15 protein-coding genes are annotated in these 16,516 nt (G+C 61.6%); 5 read left to right on the top strand and 10 right to left on the bottom strand.

Annotation, left to right across the window (positions count from 1 at the left end; all coding sequences use genetic code 11):
• Genes HQ912_RS24750 through HQ912_RS24760 form a run of 3 tightly spaced genes read right to left on the bottom strand, consistent with a single transcriptional unit; the run spans nt 1 to nt 2,637 of the window.
• On the bottom strand, nt 1-165 hold the full coding sequence (locus HQ912_RS24750) for a DUF2474 domain-containing protein (RefSeq protein WP_076386412.1): 165 nt from the start codon (nt 163-165) through the stop codon (nt 1-3).
• A gap of 21 nt (nt 166-186) precedes the next feature.
• Nucleotides 187-1,194 (bottom strand): cytochrome d ubiquinol oxidase subunit II, encoded by a 1,008-nt coding sequence (cydB, locus tag HQ912_RS24755; protein ID WP_173407401.1) that lies wholly within the window; start codon nt 1,192-1,194, stop codon nt 187-189.
• Between the two features lie 3 nt (nt 1,195-1,197).
• Nucleotides 1,198-2,637, bottom strand: coding sequence for a cytochrome ubiquinol oxidase subunit I (locus tag HQ912_RS24760; RefSeq protein WP_047229575.1), 1,440 nt, complete (start codon nt 2,635-2,637; stop codon nt 1,198-1,200).
• A gap of 505 nt (nt 2,638-3,142) precedes the next feature.
• On the opposite strand from HQ912_RS24760, the gene HQ912_RS24765 reads away from it, so the two are divergent.
• The gene (locus tag HQ912_RS24765; protein WP_173407402.1) at nt 3,143-4,381 is read left to right on the top strand and encodes an MFS transporter; all 1,239 of its coding nucleotides are present in this window, start codon (nt 3,143-3,145) and stop codon (nt 4,379-4,381) included.
• Here the strand turns inward: HQ912_RS24765 and HQ912_RS24770 are convergent.
• The 5 genes from HQ912_RS24770 to HQ912_RS24790 form a co-directional block, all read right to left on the bottom strand.
• The gene (locus HQ912_RS24770; RefSeq protein ID WP_047229573.1) at nt 4,378-6,579 is read right to left on the bottom strand and encodes a xanthine dehydrogenase family protein molybdopterin-binding subunit; all 2,202 of its coding nucleotides are present in this window, start codon (nt 6,577-6,579) and stop codon (nt 4,378-4,380) included. The two genes, HQ912_RS24765 and HQ912_RS24770, sit on opposite strands and share 4 nt — an antisense overlap.
• A complete protein-coding gene (locus HQ912_RS24775) occupies nt 6,579-7,568 on the bottom strand; it encodes an FAD binding domain-containing protein (RefSeq protein ID WP_047229572.1) in 990 nt (329 codons plus the stop codon). The genes HQ912_RS24770 and HQ912_RS24775 overlap by 1 nt, the downstream gene beginning before the upstream one ends.
• Nucleotides 7,565-8,086 (bottom strand): (2Fe-2S)-binding protein, encoded by a 522-nt coding sequence (locus HQ912_RS24780; protein WP_047229571.1) that lies wholly within the window; start codon nt 8,084-8,086, stop codon nt 7,565-7,567. The genes HQ912_RS24775 and HQ912_RS24780 overlap by 4 nt, the downstream gene beginning before the upstream one ends.
• Nucleotides 8,087-8,408: 322 nt before the next feature.
• A complete protein-coding gene (locus HQ912_RS24785) occupies nt 8,409-8,975 on the bottom strand; it encodes a DJ-1 family glyoxalase III (protein ID WP_047229570.1) in 567 nt (188 codons plus the stop codon).
• 75 nt (nt 8,976-9,050) lie between these two features.
• Complete coding sequence (locus HQ912_RS24790) at nt 9,051-9,506, bottom strand: DUF4879 domain-containing protein (RefSeq protein WP_076386416.1); 456 nt, start codon at nt 9,504-9,506, stop codon at nt 9,051-9,053.
• 204 nt (nt 9,507-9,710) lie between these two features.
• Between HQ912_RS24790 and HQ912_RS24795 the strand changes: the two genes are divergently transcribed.
• The 4 genes from HQ912_RS24795 (at nt 9,711) to HQ912_RS24810 (ending at nt 13,675) form a co-directional block, all read left to right on the top strand.
• A complete protein-coding gene (locus HQ912_RS24795; protein WP_173407403.1) occupies nt 9,711-11,006 on the top strand; it encodes an NCS2 family permease in 1,296 nt (431 codons plus the stop codon).
• Entirely contained in the window at nt 11,003-12,082 is a 1,080-nt protein-coding gene (gene trmA, locus HQ912_RS24800) for a tRNA (uridine(54)-C5)-methyltransferase TrmA (protein WP_173407404.1), read from the top strand. Before HQ912_RS24795 ends, trmA begins: the two co-directional genes overlap by 4 nt.
• Before the next feature lie 295 nt (nt 12,083-12,377).
• Nucleotides 12,378-12,818 (top strand): type II 3-dehydroquinate dehydratase, encoded by a 441-nt coding sequence (gene aroQ, locus HQ912_RS24805; RefSeq protein WP_014340320.1) that lies wholly within the window; start codon nt 12,378-12,380, stop codon nt 12,816-12,818.
• A gap of 5 nt (nt 12,819-12,823) precedes the next feature.
• Nucleotides 12,824-13,675, top strand: coding sequence for a shikimate dehydrogenase (locus tag HQ912_RS24810; RefSeq protein WP_409936834.1), 852 nt, complete (start codon nt 12,824-12,826; stop codon nt 13,673-13,675).
• Nucleotides 13,676-13,785: 110 nt separating this feature from the next.
• On the opposite strand, the gene HQ912_RS24815 is transcribed toward HQ912_RS24810, so the two are convergent.
• A complete protein-coding gene (locus HQ912_RS24815) occupies nt 13,786-14,463 on the bottom strand; it encodes a TetR/AcrR family transcriptional regulator (RefSeq protein WP_047229564.1) in 678 nt (225 codons plus the stop codon).
• A gap of 104 nt (nt 14,464-14,567) precedes the next feature.
• Nucleotides 14,568-16,469 carry a 3-dehydroshikimate dehydratase QuiC gene (gene quiC / locus HQ912_RS24820; RefSeq protein WP_047229563.1) on the bottom strand — a complete coding sequence of 634 codons (1,902 nt, stop codon included), beginning with the start codon at nt 16,467-16,469 and terminating at the stop codon, nt 14,568-14,570.
• Between the last annotated feature and the right edge of the window lie 47 nt (nt 16,470-16,516).

Raw genomic sequence — 16,516 nt, forward strand, 5'->3', positions numbered from 1 at the left:
TCAGTGGGTGGTCAGCCCTGCGGCGTTCATGAACATCCGCATCAGGCTGGCGACGATAAACAGCGCCAGTACACTGCCGGCCCAGATCAGCGCCAGCCAGCCAAGTCGCTGCCAGAGCGGCTTCTTTTCAGCCGCTTCGATGTCTTTCAAATCAGGCTTGGCCATTTTCAATGCCTCGCAGGTCAATCAATGGTAGCCGTCGTCATGGGTCACCTTGCCCCGGAACACGTAGTAGCTCCAGAAGGTGTACACCAGAATCAAAGGAATGATGAACAGCGTCCCGACCAGCATGAACCCCTGGCTCTGTGGCGGTGACGCCGCGTCCCAGATGGAGATGGATGGCGGCACGATGTTCGGCCACAAGCTGATGCCCAGACCGCTGTAACCGAGGAAGATCAGCGCCAGCGTCAGAATGAACGGCGTATAGTTGGCGTTGCGGGCAACGGCGCGAAACAACCCGTACATGGTCACCAGCACCAGGATCGGTACCGGCAGGAACCAGAACAGATTCGGCAGGGTAAACCAGCGCGCCGCGATATCGACGTGAGCCAGCGGAGTCCAGATACTGACGATACCGATCACCGCCAGCACCCCGAACGCCAGCGGCCTGGCCAGGTTATGCATCTGCTCCTGCAACTTGCCTTCGGTTTTCATGATCAGCCAAGTGCAGCCGAGCAAGGCGTAGGCGACGATCAAGGCCAGGCCACAGAAGACGGTGAACGGTGTGAACCAGTCCAGGGAGCCGCCGGCGAACTGGCGATCGACCACTTCGAATCCATCAATGAACGCCCCCAACGCCACTCCCTGGAAGAAGGTGGCCGTCAGGGAACCGCCGATGAACGCCTTGTCCCACAGATGGCGCTTGTGAGCCTTGGCCTTGAAGCGAAACTCAAAGGCCACGCCGCGGAAAATCAGCCCGATGAGCATCAGGATCAGCGGCAGGTACAGCGCCGAAAGCACTACCGAATAAGCCAGCGGAAACGCCCCGAACAGGCCCGCGCCACCCAGCACCAGCCAGGTTTCGTTACCGTCCCAGACCGGCGCTACGGTGTTCATCATCACGTCACGATCACGCTCGGCCTTGATGAAGGGGAAAAGAATGCCGATCCCCAGGTCAAAGCCATCCATGATCACGTACATCATGATGCCGAAGATGATGACCACGGCCCAGATCAGCGGAAGATCAATACCCATGACTCAATTCCCCTTGTGCGAGCTGTCGTTGTGGTCCACTTCGTCGTCGCCATCATCGGCGGCCGACAATGGACGGGCCGGGGTACGTTTCTGACCCGGGCCACCGTCGGCCGGCTCATCTTCATGGGCTTCCGGCCCTTTGCGCACCAGGCGCATCATGTAGCTCAGCCCCGCACCGAACAGCGCGAAATACACCACGACGAACAGCACAAGCGTGATGCTCATCTGCGCAAAGCTGTGGCCGGAGGAAGCATCGGCCGTGCGCATCAGGCCGTAGACCACCCAGGGCTGGCGACCGATTTCGGTGGTGAACCAGCCTGCCAGGATCGCGATCAGGCCGGACGGCCCCATCCACAAGACCATGTGAAGGAACGGTCGAGACTGGTAGAGCCGGTCGTTGCGGCGCAACCAGAGACTGCACAGACCGGTGAAAATCATCAGCAGCCCCAGGCCCACCATGATCCGGAACGACCAGAACACAATGGTCGAATTCGGTCGGTCTTCAGGCGGAAACTCCTTGAGGGCCGGCACCTGCTTGTCCAGGCTATGGGTCAGGATCAGGCTGCCCAAGTAGGGGATTTCCACGGCGAACCGGGTCTTTTCCGCCTGCATGTCCGGCCAGCCAAACAGGATCAGCGGGGTAGGCTCATTGCCGACGTTTTCCCAGTGACCTTCGATGGCCGCGATCTTGGCCGGTTGATGCTTGAGGGTGTTGAGGCCATGGAAGTCGCCAATGACGGCCTGGATCGGCGCCACCAGCAACGCCATCCACATCGCCATCGAGAGCATGCGGCGAATGGCCGGGGTATCCCGACCGCGCAACAAGTGCCAGGCCGCCGACGAACCGACGAAAAACGCCGTGGCGACAAACGCTGCCGTGGACATGTGCAACAGGCGATAGGGGAACGAGGGGTTGAACACCACCGCCAGCCAGTCCACCGGGATGACCCGGCCATCGATGATTTCGTAGCCCTGGGGAGTCTGCATCCAGCTGTTGGAGGACAGGATCCAGAACGTCGAGATCAGCGTGCCGATCGCTACCATGACTGTGGAAAAGAAATGCAGACCGCGCCCGACGCGGTTCCAACCGAACAGCATCACCCCCAGGAACCCGGCTTCGAGGAAGAACGCCGTGAGCACCTCGTAGGTCAGCAGCGGCCCGGTGACCGCGCCGGCAAAGTCAGAGAAACGGCTCCAGTTGGTGCCGAACTGATAGGCCATGACCAAACCGGATACCACACCCATGCCGAAGTTGACGGCAAAGATCTTCGACCAGAAGTGGTACAGGTCGCGGTAGGTGTCGTCGCGGGTCTTGAGCCACAAGCCCTCGAGTACCGCCAGGTAACTCGCCAGGCCGATGGTGATGGCCGGGAACAGGATATGGAACGAGATGGTGAACGCGAACTGGATTCGGGCGAGATCGAGCGCCTCCAAACCGAACATAAGTCTTCCTCTGTCAGGTAAAACCGGCTGCGGGCGGGGCTTGCATCGCAACCTCCAGGGATATGGAGTGCGATGCTTTTCAAATCGTTCTTTTTTTAAACCGTCACAACGCAGGAACGTGGCCGGATGGCCGCCAGCCCAAGCCCCCGAAGGGTATTGACCTGGATCAAGCAATGCTCAAAGAGTAGTCGCATTATGGCCGCCGGACGGCGTGGTCTTTTGTCGCGTGACAGGTTGTCTCAGTGCTGCAATCCTGCTCTAAGCCAAGATTTCTTGAATCTTGAGGAGTGCACTGTTGTGGCGAGGGGATTTATCCCCGCTCGAGTGCGCAGCGCTCGCAAAAGCTTGGGGCCGCTTCGCACCCCAGCGGGGATAAATCCCCTCGCCACAAAAAAAGCGTGCTATGTAAAAAGTAGATGCTTGGCTAACTATTTTTCCAGCAACCGCAACCTCCAGTTACAACTCGGTGATAATCTCGATGCCCTCATCACCGGACCCGTCATAGATGCCCAGCCAAGCGCCATTGCTGCTCCGCCACCACCGCCCCTTCATCGCCTTCTGGCTGGCCCGGATTTTCACCGCCAGTGGCTTCCAGATGCTCACCGTGGCCATCGGCTGGAACCTCTATCAACTGACCGGCAACGTATTGGACCTGGGTCTTGTAGGGTTGGTGGAGTTTGCTCCGCGTGTGCTGTTCATGCTGCACACCGGGCATGTGGCCGACCGCTATGATCGCCGCAAGGTCGCGGCGATCTGCCAGTCGTTGCAGGCGATGATTGCCCTGGCGCTGGTCATCGGCAGCGCCACTGATAACGTCACGCGGGAGATGATCTTCATCCTCGCCTTCCTGCTGGGCGCCGCCCGCTCCTTTGAGATGCCGACCACCCAAGCGCTGCTGCCGAGCATCGTGCCGGCCGCGCTGTTTCCCCGCGCCGTGGCCGCCGCGCAGTCGGCCCAGCAGTCCGCGACCATCGTCGCCCCGGCACTGGGCGGTCTGCTCTATGCCTTCGGCAGCGTCTGGGTCTATGGGCCGACCGTGTTGCTCTACGTCATCGCCTGCTGCCTGATGCTCAACCTGCCCGCCCGCCAGACGCCGCTGAACAAAGGCAAGGCAACCATGGATTCGTTGCTGGCCGGGATTCGCTTCATCCGCAGCCGCCCGGACATTCTCGGGGCGATTTCGCTGGACCTGTTCGCGGTACTGCTGGGCGGCGCGACCGCGCTGTTGCCGGTGTTCGCCAAGGATATTCTGCTTACCGGTCCCTGGGGCCTGGGCCTGCTGCGCTCGGCTCCGGCGGTGGGGGCCTTGCTGATGTCGCTATGGCTGGCGCGGTTTGCCGTGGAGCGCAAGGTCGGTCGGGTGATGTTCACCGCCGTGGGCGTGTTCGGCGTCGCCACCATTGCCTTCGGCCTCTCCACTTCGTTCTGGCTTTCCCTGGCGGTGCTGGTGGTGCTAGGCGCGGCGGACATGATCAGCATGGTGATCCGCGCCTCCTTCGTGCAGTTGGAAACGCCAGACGAAATGCGCGGCCGGGTCAGCGCCGTGAACGGACTGTTCATCGGTGCCTCGAACCAGTTGGGCGAGTTCGAGTCCGGCCTGACCGCCCACTGGTTCGGCACCGTGCCGGCGGTGGTCATGGGCGGTGTCGGCACACTGCTGGTGACCGGGGTCTGGATCAAACTGTTCCCGACCCTGGCCAACCGTGACCGGATGCACGAACCGGTGGACGCTGCGAAAACCTAAAGCAATTTATCCAGCTTGATGGGAAAGTCCCGGACCCGTTTGCCGGTGGCGTGATAAATCGCATTGGCCACGGCCGCCGCCACACCAACGATGCCAATCTCACCGACGCCCTTGGAGCCGAGGGCATTGACGATCTCGTCGTGCTCGTCGACAAAAACCACGTCAATGTCCCCGATGTCGGCGTTCACCGGCACATGGTATTCCGCCAGGCTGTGATTCATGTGCCGGCCCAACGCATGGTCAGTCAAGGTTTCTTCGTGCAAGGCCATGCCGACGCCCCAGACCACGCCGCCGAGGATCTGGCTGCGCGCGGTTTTCGGGTTGATCACCCGTCCGGCGGCGATGGCGCTGACCACCCGATTGACCTTCACCGTGCCCAAGTCCTCATCCACCAGCACTTCGACAAACACCGCCGAATGCGTGGCCGTAGCGTAGGCTTGGCGTTTTTCCTCCGGCTCGGCAGTAACCTGAACCTGCAAGGGCGTCTCGCCGCTTTTTTGCGCCAACTCTGCCAACGAGACACAGTCCTCGCCCAACCGTAGCTGACCGTCGGCAAACGTCACTTGCTCAAGGGTCGCGCCAGCAAAGGCCGGACAGCTCTGCCGCGCCACAGCCAGGAGTTTTTCCTTCAGGGCTTCACAGGCCTGCTGCACAGCGGTGCCCACCGACGAGACGGTGAACGAGCCGCCCTGCAGCGGCGCAGTCGGCAGCGACGAATCACCGAGGATAAAGGTGACGTTTTCCAGGGAAACCCCTGACGCTTGGGCGGCGATCTGGGTCATGACTGTGTAGGTGCCAGTACCGATGTCAGTGGTGGCACTGCTGACGGTCAACTGACCGTTGGCATCCAGCGAGGCCCGAGCGCTGGCCTTCTGCTGCATGGCCTCCCACACACCGCCCGCCATGCCCCAACCGACCAACTGCCGACCTTCACGCATGCTGCGCGGTTCCGGGTTGCGCTTGTCCCAGCCGAAACGACGGGCACCTTGGGCATAGCATTCACGCAACTCCTTGCTGGAATATGGTTTACCTTCATTCTCGTTACGCTCGGCATAGTTGAGCAGCCGCAGCTGGATCGGGTCGATCGCCAGGGCACAGGCCAGTTCATCCATGGCGCACTCCAGGCCGATCAGTCCCAAGGCAGCGCCAGGGGCGCGCATGTCCAGCGGCGTATAGACGTCCAGCGGCACCAGTTTGTAGGTCAATTCAACGTTGTCGCAGTGATAGAGCATGCCGCTCCACTCCACCACATGCTCGGTGAAATCTTCAAAGCGCGAGGTCTGGCCGATGGCGGTATGCGCCACCGCCAACAGTCGCCCGTTGGCCGCGGCCCCCAGTTGCAGGCGCTGAAAGGTCCGTGGTCGATAGCCAAAGGTAAACATCTGCTGGCGCGTCAGACTGACCCGCACCGAGCGTTTGAGCGTCAGCGCTGCCATCACCGCCAGGGGCAGTTGGTACTGTGGCCGCAGCCCGGAACCGAAGGCGCCGCCCACATAGGCGGCAAACACTCGCACCTGCTCTTTCTCAAGCCCGAAGACCTTTTGCACATAGGCTTGACAGTTTTGCGTGCCTTGGGTCTTGTCGTGGATGTGCAGGCTGCCGTCAGGCTGATACAGCACGGTGGAGGCATGAGGCTCCATCGGGTTGTGGTGTTCGATCGGTGTGCTGTAGGACACGTCCACACTGAGGGCCGAACTGGCGTACTCGCCCTGAAAATTCCCACGGGGCTTGGGCAATTCTGCCGGCGCCGGATGGGCTTCGTTTTGCAGGATTGCCAGATCGGTCTGATGGTCCCGGGCTTCATATTCGATTTCAATAAGCGAACCGGCGTAACGGGCCAGCTCGAGGTTTTCAGCGACCACCAAGGCCAACGGCTGGCCGCTGTAGAGTACCTGATCGTTGTACAGCGGTCGGAACGGCGAACCCTCTGCCGCATCGGCGTCCTCGTAAGGCTCGTCGTAGCTGGCGATCCTGGGGCGGTTGGTGTGGTCGATCACCGTGACCACCCCGGGCAACGCCAACGCTCGGGTGGCATCGATGCGCAGCACGCGGCCACGGGCGATGCTGCTGGAGACGACGCTGCCGTGCAGCAAACCGTCCTCGGGGTATTCGCCGGCATATCGGGCCTGGCCGGTGACCTTGAGCAGGCCATCGACCCGGTCAAGTGGTTGCCCTATGGATTTGCTCGAAGCATTCATCAGGCTTGTCCTCCCACCAGTGCGGCATCGCTCAAGGCGCGGACCACCGCCCGGCGCGCCAGTCTGACCTTGAAGCCGTTATGTTCCAGCGGCTCGGCGTTTTGCAACAGCGCGTCAGCGGCAGCAGTGAAGGTTTCGCGGCTGACGGTCTGACCGGTCAGCCAGCTCTCCACGGCCCGGTCGCGCCAGGGTTTGTGGGCCACGCCGCCGAGGGCCAGGCGCGCCTGGCGGATCACCGGCCCGTCCAGCTCGAGCGCCGCCGCTACCGAAACCAGCGCAAAGGCGTAGGAGGCCCGGTCCCGAATTTTCAAGTAATGGCTGTGTTCAGCGAAACCGGCGGCAGGCAACTCAATGGCGGTGATCAGTTCATCATCGGCCAGTTGGTTGTCCCGTTCCGGGGCATCGCCGGGCAGACGGTGAAAGTCAGCGAACTCGATGGTCCGTGCCCCGCCCCGGCCGATAACATGCACCACGGCCTCCAAGGCAGCCAGTGCCACGCACATGTCGGAAGGGTGCGTGGCGACACATTGATCACTGGCGCCGAATATCGCGTGCATACGGTTCAAGCCGTCCCGAGCCGGACAGCCGCTGCCTGGCCGTCGCTTGTTGCACGGCACGTTGGCGTCATAGAAGTAATAACAGCGGGTGCGTTGCAGGAGGTTACCGCCGGTGCTGGCCATGTTGCGCAACTGCGGCGAGGCGCCCGCCAGGATTGCCTGGGAAAGCAGCGGATAGCGGCGCTGGATCCAGGGATGCCAAGCCAGATCGGCATTGCTCACCAACGCGCCGATCATCACCCCACCGGAAGGGGTTTCGCTGAGGTCCGCCAGGGGCAGCCCGGTAATGTCGATCAGGTGCTCGGGGCGGGTGAGGTTTTCTTTCATCAGGTCCAGCAGGTTGGTGCCACCGGCAATGAAGCGTGAAACCGGGCTCGACAAGTCGACGGCGGCCTGCACGGTGTCGGGCTTGCTGTATTGGAAAGGGTTCATTGATCACCTCCCTGCTGACAGAGCGGCAATGCCTCTTCGATAGCGTCACGAATGTTGTTGTAGGCGCCGCACCGGCAGAGATTGCCGCTCATCAGTTCGCTGATCTGCGCCCCAGTCTGTGCCCGGCCTTCATTGGCCAATCCCACCGCGGAACAGATCTGCCCAGGCGTGCAGTAACCGCACTGGAAGGCGTCGTGCTTGATGAAAGCCTGCTGCATGGGATGCAACTGATCACCGTTGGCCAACCCCTCGATGGTGGTCAGCTCAGCGCCGTCGCACATCACCGCCAGGGTCAGGCAGGCGTTGATCCGCTTGCCATCGCGCAGCACCGTACAGGCACCACATTGACCGTGGTCGCAACCTTTCTTGCTGCCCACCAGATCCAGTTGCTCACGCAGCAGGTCCAGCAGCGTGGTCCAGGGCAGCACGTGCAGTTCGCGCGCCTGACCATTGAGCGTCAGGCGGATCGGATGGCGGACGAAGGACGCCGGTGTCGCTTCGGACAGGGTCGCGCTCATAAACACCTCACGGTTGGTCGTACACTCGCGGCGTTTTCGCAAACCGCCGTCATAAGGGGTACGACTTCGGGGTGGGGTGAGCGTTCAAGGCAAGTTAGCGACGTTGGAAGCCAGCGCCTTCAGTGGGTCGGCTTGCATTGATGTTGAATGTACTGACGCCATCGCGAGCAGGCTCGCTCCCACATTGGTTCTCGGGTGTTCATAGATGCTGCCTCCACCACAAATCCCTGTGGGAGCGAGCCAGCTCGCGATAGCGGTGGGTTAGCTTGCATTGATGTTGAGGAGCAAGCTTTCTCGCCACAGGCCGGTGGCTTGAAGAGTGTCAGGCCAGCAACTCCGCCGCCACCACGCCCCTCACGCCCTTGCCACAGAGCTGTTCCACCAGCGTCAAGGCAAACGCCAGCGCTGCAGCCGAGCCTTGGGCGGTGATGCAGTTGCCGTCCACCACCACCGGCTGATCGACAAAATTGCAACCGGACAGTTGCTGGCTCACGGCGGGCAGGCAGGTCATGCGGCGCTGGCGCAGTACGCCGAACGCCTGCAAGGCAAGGGCCGGGGCTTCGGCGATGGCGGCGAAGAAACGTCCAGTGGCGGCCTGGTCCTTGATCAGTTGTCGCAGTGGCTGATGGGCCGCCAGGTGTTGGGCGCCGATGATGCCGCCGGGCAGGACGATCAGATCAAAGTCCTGTGCCAACAAGTCCACCAGCATACCGTCGGCGGTCAGGCGCGTGCCGCGGGCACAGGTGAGCATCCGCCGCCCTTCGATACTTGCCACCACCACTTCGACCTGAGCTCGACGCAGCACGTCGATCAGCGTAACGGTCTGCAAGTCGTCGACACCCTCGGCGACGGCTATCAGGGCTCGGGGGATCTTGGTTCCAGGCATCATCGGTGTTCTCCGCTGGGTGGTTTATGAAGCCTAGTCAGGTTTTCCGGGCCGCGTGCGGCTTGTCAGGCTGGAAGGTCATTTGATGTACAGCTGGGTCGACATCCGGTTGCCTGGTGCGTTGATCGACTGGTTGCTGAAGCTGAAGGTGCCTTCCTGCTTGCCCTTCAGATCGAAGACATACAAATAGCCAACCGTTTTGCTCCGCACGGAACAATCATTCAGGTTGCCATTGCTGAACGCACAGACCGGCGAGCGGGTGCCATCGACTTCAAAACCGTCCAGCGTGACGTGAGGCTGACGGCCATACCCCACCTCCAGCACATAGACCTTGATACTCGGGCCGCTGTGATTGCAACGGGTCTGCTCTTGCCCTTGGGCGATGTCCTCGAAACCGCAGGCGGGCGACTCGACCTTGAGCACCTTGACCTCGCTCAGGGGCGGCGCCGAAGCGGCATTGACGGCCTGCCCGGGTAACCCCAGGCCCAGCGCACACCCCCATGCGACCAATAGGTGTTTTTTCATACGATGCATAAAGACCTCCCGGAACCGCGCGCAGTATGGCCGACTTGGCGCTTGGGCAAAACATCGACGACGATCGCAGCCACAGCGCCACGCTGCTGGTATGATGCGCGGCTTTTTCCGACCCACAGAAAATTCCCGAGCGCCCCTGGCGGTCTGTGCTTTGCTGTTGAGGTCGATACATTCACGGCGCCCGGCGCGCCACGGGGAGCAGACATGCTGGAAAGGCTGTTTCAACTCAAGGCACACAACACCAACGTGCGGACCGAGATTCTGGCGGGCGTCACCACCTTCCTGGCCATGGCCTACATTCTGTTCGTCAACCCGAGCATCCTCGGCGAAACCGGCATGGACAAAGGTGCGTTGTTCGTCGCCACCTGCCTGGCGGCGGCCATCGGCTCCACCACCATGGGCCTGATCGCCAACTACCCGATCGCCCTCGCGCCGGGCATGGGCCTGAATGCGTTTTTCACCTACACCGTGGTCCTGCACATGGGCCATACCTGGCAGGTGGCGCTGGGTGCGGTGTTCATTTCCGCCGTGTTGTTCTTCCTGCTGTCGATCTTTCGTATCCGCGAGTGGATCATCAACAGCATCCCGCTGCCCCTGCGCTCGGCCATCGCCGCCGGTATCGGCCTGTTCCTGGCGCTGATCGCCCTGAATAACGCCGGCATCGTGGTGAAAAACCCGGCAACCATGGTCGGCCTCGGTGATTTGAAACAACCCGCGCCGATCCTCGCTACCCTCGGCTTCGTCCTGATCGTCGCCCTCGAAGCGCTGAAAGTGCGCGGTGCAGTGCTCATCGGCATCCTGGCGGTCACCGTCGTTTCGATCCTGATGGGCTTCACCCCGTTCGACGGCGTGATGTCGATGCCGCCATCCCTGGCCCCGACCTTCCTGCAACTGGACATCAAGGGCGCCCTGGACATCGGTCTGGTGAGCGTTATTTTCGCCTTCCTGTTCGTCGACCTGTTCGACAATTCCGGAACCCTGATCGGCGTCGCCAAGCGCGCCGGACTGATGGGCAAGGACGGCCACATGCCGAAGATGGGGCGGGCACTGATCGCCGACAGCACCGCCGCCATGGCCGGTTCGCTGCTGGGCACCTCCACCACCACCAGCTACATCGAGTCGGCGGCGGGCGTCAGCGCCGGCGGCCGCACCGGCCTGACCGCCATCGTCGTGGCGATCCTGTTTCTGCTGGCGCTGTTCTTCTCGCCACTGGCCTCCAGTGTCCCGGCCTTCGCCACCGCACCGGCGCTGTTGTTCGTCGCCGTGCTGATGACCTCAGGCCTGGCGGAAATCGACTGGGACGACATCACCGTGGCCGCTCCCGTGGTGATTACCGCGCTGGCGATGCCGTTCACCTATTCCATCGCCAACGGCATTGCCTTCGGCTTCATCGCCTGGACCGCCATCAAACTGGTGTCTGGCCGTGGCCGTGAGCTGAACCCGGCGCTGGTCATCCTGTCGATTCTGTTCGTGATCAAGTTGGGTTGGTTCAACGCATGACTTTTGATTCCCAGGCCTACGCCGCCCAACTCCAGGACAAGGTCAGCCGCTTGCGTGACCTGCTGGCCCCGTTCGATGCGCCGGAGCCAGCGGTGTTCGACTCACCGCTGGAGCACTTCCGCCTGCGGGCCGAATTCCGCCTGTGGCGCGAGGCCGGCGAACGGCATTACGCGATGTTCTCCCAGGACGACAAGCGCACGCCGATCCTCATCGAGCAGTTTCCCATCGCCAGCCTGCGCATCAACCAGTTGATGCCGCAACTCAAGGCGGCCTGGCAGGCCAGCGCGCCGCTGAGTCACAAGCTGTTCCAGGTGGAGTTCCTGACCACCCTGGCCGGCGATGCGATGATCACCCTGTGTTACCACCGCCCGCTGGATGAGCACTGGCAAGCAGCGGCCACGAAACTGGCGAGCGACCTCGGTGTGAGCATCATCGGTCGCTCCAAAGGCAAACGGGAAGTGATCGGCCATGATTACGTGGTGGAGAAACTCGCCGTCGGTGGCCGCACTTTCAGCTATCGCCAACCTGAAGGCGCCTTCACCCAGCCCAACGGCACCGTGAACCAGAAGATGCTCAACTGGGCCTACGAGGCCTTGGGCGAGCGCAGCGACGACCTGCTGGAGTTGTACTGCGGCAACGGCAACTTCACCCTGCCTTTGGCCACCCGCGTGCGTAAAGTGCTGGCGACCGAAATCAGCAAGACGTCGGTGAACGCCGCGCTGAGCAACCTCAGCGAAAACGCTGTGGATAACGTGACTCTGGTGCGCCTGTCCGCTGAAGAACTGACCGAAGCCCTGAACGAAGTCCGCCCGTTCCGTCGCTTGCACGGCATCGACCTCAAGAGCTACGCATTCGGCAGCGTCTTCGTCGACCCGCCCCGCGCCGGCATGGACCCGGACACCTGCGAACTGACCCGGCGTTTCGAGAACATCCTCTACATCTCGTGCAACCCGGAAACCCTCGCCGCCAACATCGCGCAACTGCACGACACCCACCACATCACGCGCTGCGCGATGTTCGATCAATTCCCTTGGACCCATCACATGGAATCCGGGGTGTTGTTGACGCGGCGCTAAACGCTGCGGGGCTGGACAGGGCAAAGCTATGTGGGAGCAAGGCTTGCCCGCGATACAGGCAATGCGGTCGTTCAGAATTTGAGCCGCCTGTATCGCGGGCAAGCTTTGCTCCCACAGATAAATCCCCTCGCTACCATTGCCCTCCCTCACCTCCCGACCAAGATCATGTTCGATCATCGAACACTTATTGCCCGATGCCATCGGCTTTGTTTGACCAAATTAACCATCTAGTACAATTTATCTCCACCGGCTGAAATCCGCCGACACCAACAATAAAAATTGTGGAGAAATTGCGATGCCTCCGATCGTTCTGGTGCTCAACGGCCCGAACCTGAACCTGCTCGGCACCCGCGAGCCGGCGACTTATGGCCACGAAACCCTGGCGGACATCTCCGCACTGTGCGGCCGCGCCGCTGAAGAATTCGGCCTGGCGGTGGAGTTTCGCCAGACCAATCAGGAAGGCGAATTGCTCGACTGGGTGCATGGCGCCCGCGGTCGGTGTGCCGGCATCGTCATCAACCCGGCAGCCTGGACCCACACCTCGGTAGCGATCCGTGATGCGCTGGTCGCCAGCGAAGTCCCGGTGATCGAGGTGCACCTGTCCAACGTTCACGCCCGCGAAACGTTCCGTCATCACTCCTTTGTTTCATCGGTCGCCATCGGTGTGATGTGCGGGTTTGGCAGCCATGGTTATCGCCTGGCGCTGGAGCATTTCAGTCAGCGGTTGAAGGGTTGATGAGCATGTCGAATATCACCGTGCTTGCCGGCCTGATTGGTGCGGGCATCCAGGCGTCGCGCACCCCTGCGCTCCATGAGCGCGAGGGCGATGCCCAGGGCATGCGTTACCTCTATCGACTGATCGACCTGGACGCCCTGGAACTCGACAGCGGCGCCCTGCCCGATTTGCTCAAGGCCGCCGAGCGCATGAACTTCACCGGCCTGAACATCACCTTTCCCTGCAAACAGGCGATCATCCCGTTGCTCGACGAGCTGTCGCCCGAGGCCAGGGGCATTGGCGCGGTGAATACCGTGGTGTTCAAGGAGGGCAAACGCATCGGCCACAACACCGACTGCCTGGGGTTCGCAGAAGGGTTTCGCCGCGGCCTGGGTGAAGTGGCTCGCAAGCACGTGGTCCAGATGGGTGCCGGCGGCGCAGGCGCGGCGGTGGCCCACGCGCTGTTGGCAGAAGGCATACAGACGCTGAGCATTTTTGATGTTGAAGTCAGCCGTGCCGAAGCACTGGCAAACAACCTGAATCAACACTTCGGTCCTGGCCGCGCCCGGGCCGGACATGATTTGCCTACGGCGATGGCCGAGGCGGACGGCCTGGTGAATACCACGCCCATGGGCATGGCGAAACTGCCGGGCATGCCGGTGCCGGTGGAGCTGCTGCGGGGCCAATTGTGGGTCGCGGAAATTGTCTACTTCCCCCTGGAAACCGAACTGCTGCGCAACGCCCGCGCTCTGGGTTGCCGCACGCTGGATGGCGGCAACATGGCCGTGTTCCAGGCGGTGAAGGCGTTCGAGCTGTTCAGCGGCGTAGCGCCGGATGCGCAGCGGATGCTGGAGCATTTCCAGAGCATGAATCACTGAAACCACCCTTGTGGGAGCGAGCCTGCTCGCGATAGCGGTGAATCAGTCAGTGTTGATGTGACTGACATACCGCTATCGCGAGCAGGCTCGCTCCCACAAAGGTTTCAAGGTCAGGCCTGCAGATACCGCAACACCGACTCACAAATCATCTGGCGATGACGCTGCTTGATCGCTTCGTCCGGCAAATCGATCTGAAAAATCTCACCGAATGTGTGGCGGTTGGACACGCGGTAAAAGCAGAACGAACTGATCAGCAGATGCACATCCAGCGGTTCCAGGCCGGCGCGGAACACCCCCTCTTCGGCACCTCGGCGCAGGATCACGCCCAAGGAATCAAGGATGGTATTGGTCATTGCCTTGATGGCGCCCGATTGCTTGACGTACTCGGCGTTGTGAATGTTTTCGATGCAGACGATGCGCACGAAATCCACATTGCGGTCATGGTGGTCGAAGGTGAATTCCACCAGGCGCCGGATCGCATCGACCGGGGCCAGTTCCGCCAAGTGCAGGCGGCTCTCAGTGTTGCGGATATCGCCGTAGAGTTTTTCCAGCACCTCGACGTACAACTGCTCCTTGCTGCCGAAGTAGTAGTAGATCATGCGCTTGGAGGTGTGGATGCGCTCAGCAATGGCGTCGACCCGAGCGCCGGACAGGCCCTGCTGGACGAACTCGACGATGGCTTCCTGAAGAATGTTTTCCCGGGTTTTCTCCGGGTTGTTCTTGCGACTCTTGCGCGGCTCGACGACAGGTTCGTCGAGGTCTGCGGAAAGCTCTGAATTCGTAGTCATTGCGGGGCTCACGGCCATCACTGCACAGGTTGGCGATTATGGGCCGCACCGCGCAGTCAAGCCAAGCCACGGGGTTGCCCTTTACCGCCGCGTTTACGATTTGCCTACAACTTGGCGTGCCGCAAGCCACCGCTGCGGGACTTGGCCATGGCTGCCAGCCTTACCGCGACATTGGCGGCGCCGTAGCCGGCATAGCCGTTCTTGCGCTGGATGATTTCAAAGAAGAAGCGCCCTTCGAACGGCTCGGTGTAGACGTGAAACAATTCACCGCCCTGGGCATCTCGGTCGTACAACACGTTGAAATAAGCCAGCTCGCTGAGAAACTCATCATCGAAATCGAAACGCGCCGCGAGGTCATCGTAATAGTTGAGCGGAATGTCCAGCAGCGGCACGCCGGCCTCTTTGGCGCGGCTGACCTGGGCAAAGATGTCATCGCAGTCGAAGGCGATGTGGTGCACGCCGGAGCCGCGATAACTGGACAGCGCATGGGAGATCGCGGTGTTACGGTTCTCGGAAATATTGAGCGGTAAGCGGATCGAACTGCAACGGCTACGCAGGGCGCGACTCTTTACCAGGCCATACGGATCGGGCAACACCACTTCGTCGTCGGCTTCGAAATCCAGCAGGCTCTTGTAGAACAGCACCCAGCTGTCGAGGCTATCGGCCGGCAGCGCCATCGCCATGTGGTCGATGCGCTTGAGTCCGGCACCGATGACAGCGCCCGGTTGCAGGTTGAAATCGGTGCCGTAGACGTCGGCGTCCTGATCCACCAGGTAAATCAGGCTGCCGTCCGGTGCACGCACCGCCGCCAACTCCAACTCGTTGGGCCCCACCAGGCCGCGATAAGGCTGGCCCTTGTAGGCCACGGCCCGCTCCAGGGCGCTGGCGCTGTTTTTGACCCGCACGGCGGTGGCGCACAGCGATGGCCCGTGAGCTTCGAAAAAGCTGTGGGCAAACGAATAGGGTTCGCAATTGAGGATCAGGTTGATGTCGCCCTGGCGCAGCAGGCTCACGTTCTTGGAGCGATGCTGGCCGGCCTTGACGAACCCCAACCGTTCCAGCCAATGGGACAGCTTCGCGCCAAGACTGTCGTCCACGGCAAACTCAAGGAATTCGATACCGTTGTATTCGCTGGCCGGTGGTGTGGCGAACAGGATGTCAGCATGGCTTGCCGGTGCGGCCTCTTCGGCCAGCCGCTGGCGGGTCTTCTCCTCCAGGTACAGCAACGAACGCAGGCCGTCGGCGGCATTGGCCCGTGGTGGCGCGGCGCGGAAACCGTCGTTGAAAATCTCCAGCGACAATGGCCCGGTGTAGCCACTCTTGATGATCGGTGCCAGGAAGCCCGGCAGATCGAACTCGCCCTGGCCCGGGAAGCAACGGAAATGCCGGCTCCATTCCAGGACATCCATCGCCAGGATCGGCGCATCGGCCATTTGCACGAAGAAAATCTTGTCGCCGGGGATCTGGGCAATCGCACTCGGATCGCCCTTGAGGGACAAGGTATGGAAGCTGTCGAGCAACACCCCCAGATTGGGGTGATCGGCCTGACGCACGATGTTCCAGACCTGTTGATAAGTATTGACGTGCCGGCCCCAGGCCAGCGCCTCGTAACCGATGCGCAAGCCTCGCGCCCCGGCTCGTTCGGCCAGCAATCGCAGGTCATCCACCAAAATCTGCTCATCACCCAGGCTGTCGGCCGAGGCATTACTGCACACCAGCACCAGGTCGGTGCCCAGCTCCTGCATCAGGTCGAACTTGCGCTCGGCCCGCTCCAGATTGCGCGCAAGGCGTTCGCGACGGCAACCTTCAAAATCCCGAAACGGTTGGAAAAGCGTGATGGCGATGCCCAGGTCGGCGCACATCTGCCTGATTTCCCGAGGGCTGCCATCGTAATAGAGAAGGTCGTTCTCGAAGATCTCCACGCCGTCGAAACCGGCGGCGGCAATGGCTTCAAGTTTCTCCGGCAGGGTACCGCTCAAGGACACGGTGGCAATGGAACGCTGCATGACTTCGGCTCCCGGGACAGGCATCGGCTACACACAGGTGTGCCGCT

It is taken from the genome of Pseudomonas sp. MPDS, from assembly GCF_013283895.1.
Taxonomy (GTDB): Bacteria; Pseudomonadota; Gammaproteobacteria; order Pseudomonadales; family Pseudomonadaceae; genus Aquipseudomonas; species Aquipseudomonas rhizophila.

Bases quoted from the DNA above. Each gene is read 5' to 3' on its own strand.
- HQ912_RS24785 (WP_047229570.1), bottom strand. From the start codon at position 8,975: ATGATGCCTGGAACCAAGATCCCCCGAGCCCTGATAGCCGTCGCCGAG.
- HQ912_RS24770 (WP_047229573.1), bottom strand. From the start codon at position 6,579: ATGAATGCTTCGAGCAAATCCATAGGGCAACCACTTGACCGGGTCGAT.
- trmA (WP_173407404.1), top strand. From the start codon at position 11,003: ATGACTTTTGATTCCCAGGCCTACGCCGCCCAACTCCAGGACAAGGTC.
- HQ912_RS24750 (WP_076386412.1), bottom strand. From the start codon at position 165: ATGGCCAAGCCTGATTTGAAAGACATCGAAGCGGCTGAAAAGAAGCCG.
- HQ912_RS24765 (WP_173407402.1), top strand. From the start codon at position 3,143: ATGCCCAGCCAAGCGCCATTGCTGCTCCGCCACCACCGCCCCTTCATC.
- HQ912_RS24810 (WP_409936834.1), top strand. From the start codon at position 12,824: ATGTCGAATATCACCGTGCTTGCCGGCCTGATTGGTGCGGGCATCCAG.
- HQ912_RS24760 (WP_047229575.1), bottom strand. From the start codon at position 2,637: ATGTTCGGTTTGGAGGCGCTCGATCTCGCCCGAATCCAGTTCGCGTTC.
- cydB (WP_173407401.1), bottom strand. From the start codon at position 1,194: ATGGGTATTGATCTTCCGCTGATCTGGGCCGTGGTCATCATCTTCGGC.
- aroQ (WP_014340320.1), top strand. From the start codon at position 12,378: ATGCCTCCGATCGTTCTGGTGCTCAACGGCCCGAACCTGAACCTGCTC.
- HQ912_RS24815 (WP_047229564.1), bottom strand. From the start codon at position 14,463: ATGACTACGAATTCAGAGCTTTCCGCAGACCTCGACGAACCTGTCGTC.
- HQ912_RS24780 (WP_047229571.1), bottom strand. From the start codon at position 8,086: ATGAGCGCGACCCTGTCCGAAGCGACACCGGCGTCCTTCGTCCGCCAT.
- HQ912_RS24795 (WP_173407403.1), top strand. From the start codon at position 9,711: ATGCTGGAAAGGCTGTTTCAACTCAAGGCACACAACACCAACGTGCGG.
- HQ912_RS24790 (WP_076386416.1), bottom strand. From the start codon at position 9,506: ATGCATCGTATGAAAAAACACCTATTGGTCGCATGGGGGTGTGCGCTG.
- HQ912_RS24775 (WP_047229572.1), bottom strand. From the start codon at position 7,568: ATGAACCCTTTCCAATACAGCAAGCCCGACACCGTGCAGGCCGCCGTC.
- quiC (WP_047229563.1), bottom strand. From the start codon at position 16,469: ATGCAGCGTTCCATTGCCACCGTGTCCTTGAGCGGTACCCTGCCGGAG.